The sequence below is a fragment of the Actinomycetota bacterium genome (assembly GCA_023488435.1).
Classification (GTDB): domain Bacteria; phylum Actinomycetota; class Coriobacteriia; order Anaerosomatales; family UBA912; genus UBA912.
This window is the reverse complement of sequence record JAMDCK010000025.1, coordinates 20,462-27,060: the sequence shown is the minus strand read 5'-3', so window position 1 is coordinate 27,060 and position 6,599 is coordinate 20,462. Positions and strand designations below refer to the sequence as shown.

The 6,599-nt window shown below is 58.2% G+C and carries 7 protein-coding genes; 6 read left to right on the top strand and 1 reads right to left on the bottom strand.

From position 1 onward, the window contains the following. From M1617_04065 to M1617_04055, 3 genes are all read left to right on the top strand, one after another. On the top strand, positions 1-929 hold a 929-nt coding region (locus tag M1617_04065; GenBank protein ID MCL5887466.1), incomplete at its 5' end, for a type I restriction endonuclease subunit R. A 238-nt stretch (positions 930-1,167) separates the two neighbouring features. Then, a complete protein-coding gene (locus M1617_04060; GenBank protein MCL5887465.1) occupies positions 1,168-1,884 on the top strand; it encodes a hypothetical protein in 717 nt (238 codons plus the stop codon). Then, a complete protein-coding gene (locus M1617_04055) occupies positions 1,839-2,621 on the top strand; it encodes a hypothetical protein (protein MCL5887464.1) in 783 nt (260 codons plus the stop codon). Before M1617_04060 ends, M1617_04055 begins: the two co-directional genes overlap by 46 nt. 157 nt (positions 2,622-2,778) lie before the next feature. On the opposite strand, the gene M1617_04050 is transcribed toward M1617_04055, so the two are convergent. Then, entirely contained in the window at positions 2,779-3,129 is a 351-nt protein-coding gene (locus tag M1617_04050) for a hypothetical protein (GenBank protein MCL5887463.1), read from the bottom strand. A 188-nt stretch (positions 3,130-3,317) separates the two neighbouring features. On the opposite strand from M1617_04050, the gene M1617_04045 reads away from it, so the two are divergent. The 3 genes from M1617_04045 (at position 3,318) to M1617_04035 (ending at position 6,528) form a co-directional block, all read left to right on the top strand. Beyond that, complete coding sequence (locus M1617_04045; protein ID MCL5887462.1) at positions 3,318-5,858, top strand: DUF262 domain-containing protein; 2,541 nt, start codon at positions 3,318-3,320, stop codon at positions 5,856-5,858. A gap of 134 nt (positions 5,859-5,992) precedes the next feature. Next, a complete protein-coding gene (locus tag M1617_04040) occupies positions 5,993-6,226 on the top strand; it encodes an addiction module protein (protein MCL5887461.1) in 234 nt (77 codons plus the stop codon). Then, complete coding sequence (locus M1617_04035) at positions 6,223-6,528, top strand: type II toxin-antitoxin system RelE/ParE family toxin (GenBank protein MCL5887460.1); 306 nt, start codon at positions 6,223-6,225, stop codon at positions 6,526-6,528. The genes M1617_04040 and M1617_04035 overlap by 4 nt, the downstream gene beginning before the upstream one ends. Positions 6,529-6,599 lie beyond the last annotated feature (71 nt).

Sequence of the window (6,599 nt, the reverse complement as noted above, 5' to 3'; positions counted from 1 at the left end):
AGAAGCTTGGCGGAGTCCACGCAATCCAGACGCTTTCGCGCTTGAACCGCATCCACCCGGGCAAGGACGACACGATGGTACTCGACTTCGTGAACGAGGCCGACAGCATCGCCGAGTCCTTCCAGCCATACTATGAGAGTACGATGCTCTCGGAGGGCACCGACCCCAACCTGCTCTACGATCTCGAGACGCGAATCAAGGACTACGGTCTGTTCGATGACTCCGAGGTCGAGGCGTACTCCAAGGCACTCTTCGGCGGCAAGAAGATGGAGAAGCTGTACGCCATCCTCAAGCCTGCGGTCGAGCGTTGGGAGGACTTGGATGAGGACGAACAGACCGCTTCGCGCAAGGTCATCACTGATTTCGTGAACACATACGCCTTCCTCGCACAGTTGCTCTCGTTCACCGACGTCGACCTCGAGAAGCTCTACAACTTCCTCAAACACCTGCGCCGCTTGCTCCGCAGCGACGGCCCGACCCTTCCCAGCGAGGTGCAAGAACAGGTCGACCTAGACTCACTCAACATGCGCCCGACTTTCACCGGTGATATCGGGCTCGAGCGCGGTCGGGGAGAGCTCGACCCGATCAAGAAGCCAGGCGAGGGACAGAAGCCTGCGGAACACGTCGAGCCGCTTTCGGCGATCATCGCCGAGCTGAACGAGCGATTCGGGGCAGACCTCACAGAGGAAGACAAGGTGACGCTGCAGCACCTTGAGGACTTGCTACACGCCGATGCGACCCTGAAGGCGAGTATCCGTGTCAACCCACCCGAAACAGCGCGCCTTGCATTCGACACGATCGTGCAGGATCGTCTGCAGGAGATCGTCGAGACGAACTTCAAGCTTTACAAGCGCGTGGCGGACGATGATGCGTTCGCGAGTGTGCTTGTGGACTGGCTGTATGACCGCTTCCGCAAGGAAGTGGAGTAGTCGATGTCGCGGACACAGACTTATTCATGGGGAGGTTTCGTACTTGCGTACTCGTAGGCCACTCCAAGGTAATCGTCCCGCGAGACAATCGCCAGCGACTCCAGAGCCGTCGAAGGCGTCCAAGCTTGCTGCTGAAGTCGCGCCTTGGGCGGCCATTGTGGCGTCCCTCGTCGTTGGAGTCGCGTCAGTGGTGATTGCTGCCAGCGCCAATTCAATATCTGCGCAGCAGAATTCGCTTGTGGCTGAGCAGAACCAACTGGCTGTCCAACAGCAGAGGGTTCTGGAGGCGGAAGCGGCCTTGCTCGCAACGCAGACGGTGTTGATGGAAGAGGGGAATCGCATTGCTGCGTCCTCACTCCGACCGGTGATTACAATCAAGTACGGCCTACAGGAGTACAACCGAAAGGAGCTGGCAGGGCATTGGCAGGAGTACGTGGAGATTACCAACTCGGGCTCACCGGCCCGTGAAGTCGAGGTGTCGATCCTGACCGTGGCAGTTGTCAGTATTGGGGTGGACCACGCAACTGCGCCATCAGCATTCATGGTAGACCCCACCTTCTTCAGCAACTCCTTTGAGTCCTCAGGTGAGATGGCCGCGACCGGCCGGATAGGCTACCTAGTCTCTGATGACTTGGCCACTCACGAGGTTCGACGAGCATGGCCGGCCAATGAATATCAAACATTGGCAGGGAATCTGTTCATAGACCATATCCACTATCTGCGCATCGCGTATTCGGATATGACCGGTGCCCAGCATGAGGAGAACTACCTACTCGACCGAAGAGCGCCAGGCCCTGAACGCATCACGCGGGAGGCGGCTGTTGAGGCCGCACAACACTACGCTGACCTGCATGCGACAGGTGCGTATTATCCTGGTTATCAGTTATGCGGCGATGGATTGGTCGATCTTTGGAGAGAATACGCCGGCAATGGCAAGGATGCGTTCTACCAATAGTCGTTGTGTCTGGTCCGGACTTCCGCCTGCAGAACCAACTGGCTGTCCAACAGCAGAGGGTTCTGGAGGCGGAAGCGGCCTTGCTCGCAACGCAGACGGTGTTGATGGAAGAGGGGAATCGCATTGCTGCGTCCTCACTCCGACCGGTGATTACAATCAAGTACGGCCTACAGGAGTACAACCGAAAGGAGCTGGCAGGGCATTGGCAGGAGTACGTGGAGATTACCAACTCGGGCTCACCGGCCCGTGAAGTCGAGGTGTCGATCCTGACCGTGGCAGTTGTCAGTATTGGGGTGGACCACGCAACTGCGCCATCAGCATTCATGGTAGACCCCACCTTCTTCAGCAACTCCTTTGAGTCCTCAGGTGAGATGGCCGCGACCGGCCGGATAGGCTACCTAGTCTCTGATGACTTGGCCACTCACGAGGTTCGACGAGCATGGCCGGCCAATGAATATCAAACATTGGCAGGGAATCTGTTCATAGACCATATCCACTATCTGCGCATCGCGTATTCGGATATGACCGGTGCCCAGCATGAGGAGAACTACCTACTCGACCGAAGAGCGCCAGGCCCTGAACGCATCACGCGGGAGGCGGCTGTTGAGGCCGCACAACACTACGCTGACCTGCATGCGACAGGTGCGTATTATCCTGGTTATCAGTTATGCGGCGATGGATTGGTCGATCTTTGGAGAGAATACGCCGGCAATGGCAAGGATGCGTTCTACCAATAGTCGTTGTGTCTGGTCCGGACTTCCGCCTGACTAGCTTGGCTCGTGGTAGAAGTCCAAGCAAGACTCTCAAATCTAGCGGACACAGCCTAGCATTGTCGCTCATCTCAAGAGATGAAATTAGCCATCCTCGGTAGCGCCAGCGGACAGATTCCCTTGACTACCGTACCAAGTGCTCTTGGAGCAGCCGGTCTAGATCGAGGAACTCCGTCCGCTCGCCTGTCTTATACAGCAACGGAATGATTCCCATCTGCTCCAGCAACTCGAAAGAAGGATCCTCGGCGGCACATTCGGGTAGCACTGCAAAACGTGGCGGCAATCCCTCCACCCATGCACCCTGATACATGGTGTCGATTGCCTCGTTTACGCTCGGTTTGAACTCGAACAGTGCCGATGCCAAGTCGCCCTCGCCCTTGAGGTAGATCTCGCCATGCGCCGCGCGGGTATCGCTTCCTACGTTGTAGCCGTGAGCGATCAGTTGGCATCGCAGCTGTTCGCGGATATCTGCCATTTAGCCATCCATTTCCTCGGTTGTGAAAGTCGCAGTCTATCACGGCTACCCTGCGCGGAGGTTTTCTCGGCATCGTGTGGTAGACTCGGGCGCGAACGCCTCGGCGTTTTCGGCGAGGTACGCCAACGTCAGGCAGAACCATCAGAGTTGTCGGCACGCCAGCCGCCGTCCGCAGAGGGGGTCCGCGAGTGCAATCTGATCAACACCTGTTTTGGTGGTCCTGGGCTGATATCGTCAAGCATGCGCACCAACTTGGGATCCCCCACTTTCAGCGCGGTGCTGTCTGGGACCTAACCAACAGGACAGCGCTGCTTGAGTCCATGTTCGAGCGATCGCCATGTGGGTCCTTTGTGCTCTGGCAGCCGTTAGACAACGGCAATCCGCAGCGTCATGGTGTCCCAGTGGAGTTGAATTCGTTCGGCCAGGGCGTGGAGCCCATGTGGCTGGTCGACGGTCAGCAACGCACCCGGGCTATGCTCGACACGTACCGCCAGCTGCTCTCGGTCCCCCAAGCAGATGGCTGGTCTCTGGTTCGCAACGAGGACATCGAAAGCCTTCGAGCCTTCGATCCCTACGAGTCCGCCGACACGCTGAGCACCGGGGTCCTGGACGATGACGATGACGAAGACGAAGACGAGGGCCAAGTCGTAGATACTCGTGATTCCAAGTATTGGGGCGTCTTCCTCCCGGCCATGCGCCAGTTCGATGTAGACGGTGGCAACTACTTTGCCGACAGAAGTGAGTCCAGTGGCGTACAAAGGGGTGCGATCTTCGGTCGATTCACTCCCACTGCCCGGAAACGGCGTGATGCTCAGGGTAAGGCCAAGCGTGTTCCTCCGGGGAAACCGTGCAGGTTGCCACTGGCACTGCTGTTGGCCCCCACGAGCATCTTCGGCGATGCCGAGAGGCGGCGATACGCAGCTCGATTGCTTGAGGATCTTTGGGATGAGGGATCAGACTATGCCACGTTGGACAGGCTGCTGCCGTGGGGACCGCAGTTCGTCACAGGGCATGCGTACAAGTTGATCGAGAACGGCAAGCCTTTGCCCATGATGTGGGCAGATGTTCGCCGAGAGCGGGTGCACGAGTTCACGGTTTCCCGCCTCGTAGGGCTGCTGGGAGACGACAAGTGGAGCCCTGTATTTGCTCAGCTCAGGGACATGCTCACTGGGGAAAGATTCGCTGTTGGCGAGCTACCCAAAAGCGACGTGAGTGCCGCCATCGACGCCTATGTTCGAATCAACCGTGCAGGGATTCGTGTCCGACAAGAGGAGCAGGCGCTCGCCTTGCTGTCGCGCGCGCACCCAGGTTTGCTCGATGAGCTTGCGGAGTTCATCAGGGTTCGGGACGGAGAGGTGTCGACAAGGGATGGGCGATCCTTGCTTGTCCACGAGTCCGATCGACACATGGGTTTTGCGGTGTGGATGGGCGCTGTCACCCGCTACTCGGCCCTGGCGCTCCTCGGGACGACAGCATGCGGCTGGCTCGGCACTGCTGCTGTTGAAAAGAGCACCTTCGGCGATCGTCTGGGGCGAATTGGATCTGAAGAAAAGAAAGCCGACACGAAGACTTGGGCGCGGAAGGACTATTCGGATCCACAGGATCTTGTGCAGGAGTGCTCCGCGCGTGCTACGCGGGCTTTGACCCTCGTGGACTCCGTGATGTCTAAAGAGCTTGGATTCGATCATCGGATGGCACGTCCCTCCACGAGGGCTCTGACGCCGCTGATCGATCTGCTCTACCGCGTACCGGAACCAGCCTTCGATGAACTTGACGAGGATTTCCGTGCGGCCATCTCCAGGCTCTTGCACTGGGCGCTCCTCGCACCATATCTGGATCAGGCTGAAATGCGGAGCCTTATCAAGAGCATTCACGGTTTGGAAGACATTCGTGAGGGAAAACTCATTTCCCCGTGGAGCTTGCAAGGTGATGAGTGGTGCAGGGAGCTACGGCTGGCACTTGGCCGCTATCAGGCAACCCTGCTGGAGTTTTGGCGCCCTAGCGACGCAAGTTTCTCGGAGGGCGGGGGTGAGCGACTGATCACATCGATGGGTGATTCCAGTCGCGACTTCACCGAACTTAGCGTGCGTGCGTTCAGGGAGAATGTCCGCAAATCACACTCGCTTCAGCGTTCTGCGGTGGGCTGGCTCTATGCGATTGAACGCCGTGCTGGCGCCAGGGAGTTCCGGTGGGAGGCTCAGTACGAGGGATACGATCAATCAGGGGGCAAGTGGGGAATCAAGAAACCCGCCTGTCCGCATCGCACTGCGGAGCCTCTGAAGAGAACAAGCGGACATGAGCAGCAGCTTTATCCGGAGAAGCAGCACATTGTGCCGTTCAGGCATGCGAAGAGAATAGCGGACAAGGGAGGAACGCGGGCGACTGCATCGAAGGCCAACGCCATCGGTAATCTGACCTGGCTAAGTCAACGGCAGAACGGGCTGGATGGCCTCAAAGACCGTTGGACCGTGATGGATATTGACCGTGACCACGACAACCTCGTTGCTCGCGGAATGTTGTGGCGAGCCTCGTTGGACGAAGAGTCGCCGACTGCGATCGAGCTGTACGAGAAGATCCGTGACGCGGGGGTCAATCGCAACACGTCGGCGGTGAAGGAGATGTTCGACGAGTTCTGCCGAATCCGCGGGGACTGGATGGTGTACAAGATGCGTGAGTGGCTGGAAGAGCCGCTCCCCGAGGGAGCCAAGTGGTGGCTCGGCGGGTCGTAGGAGGCGGGCTAAGTTGTGGGGGGCTAGACGTTGGGGTCTGCTTGGCGAGTAGTGTTATCCTGTAGCTGTACTAGAAGTCATGCGAACACTACTCGTGTGTTGCGAATCACCTCGGAGGGAGGCACACTCAAGCCATGAGCACCCCGGCATTCTTTGACTACAACGCTATTCCGGTCCGCGAAAGGATACGCCTTGTCGAGGACATCTGGGACAGTATCGCAGCATCCTCCGAGCCGTTGTCGGTTACCGACGCTCAGCGCGCCGAGCTAGACCGCCGGAGAGCAGCCCATTTAGCGGACCCACAAGCACCCGTGGAGTGGACCGACGCCAAAGGGCGCATCAGCGAAAAGCTCCGGGATTGCCGGTGAGTTTTGATCGCGATGTCTGGCTTGATGCGGAGTTGGATATTACAAACGCAGCCATCTGGTACGAGCAGCGCTCTCCCGGCTTAGGGTTTCAGTTCCTCGATGCCGTGGATCAAACACTCGAGTCGGTATTCGAAGCGCCGCTACGCTTTCCGGAAGTTCACCGCGACAACCGTCGGGCACTCCTAAGCCGATTTCCTTACGTCATCTTTTTCTTCATCGATGAGCAGTTTGTGCGAGTCACGGCATGCTCACACGTGCGTCAAGATCCGACAAGTTGGCAAGCACGACGGGTAGATCGCTAGGGCGACACAAGGTTTCGCCTCCAGTCCGAACACCTCAGTGGTCATCAAGCGGATGCTAAGTTGGGGCACCC

What these genes read in the sequence shown, in the direction of transcription:
- M1617_04040 (MCL5887461.1), top strand. Translation starts at nt 5,993, where the DNA reads ATGAGCACCCCGGCATTCTTTGACTACAACGCTATTCCGGTCCGCGAA.
- M1617_04050 (MCL5887463.1), bottom strand. Translation starts at nt 3,129, where the DNA reads ATGGCAGATATCCGCGAACAGCTGCGATGCCAACTGATCGCTCACGGC.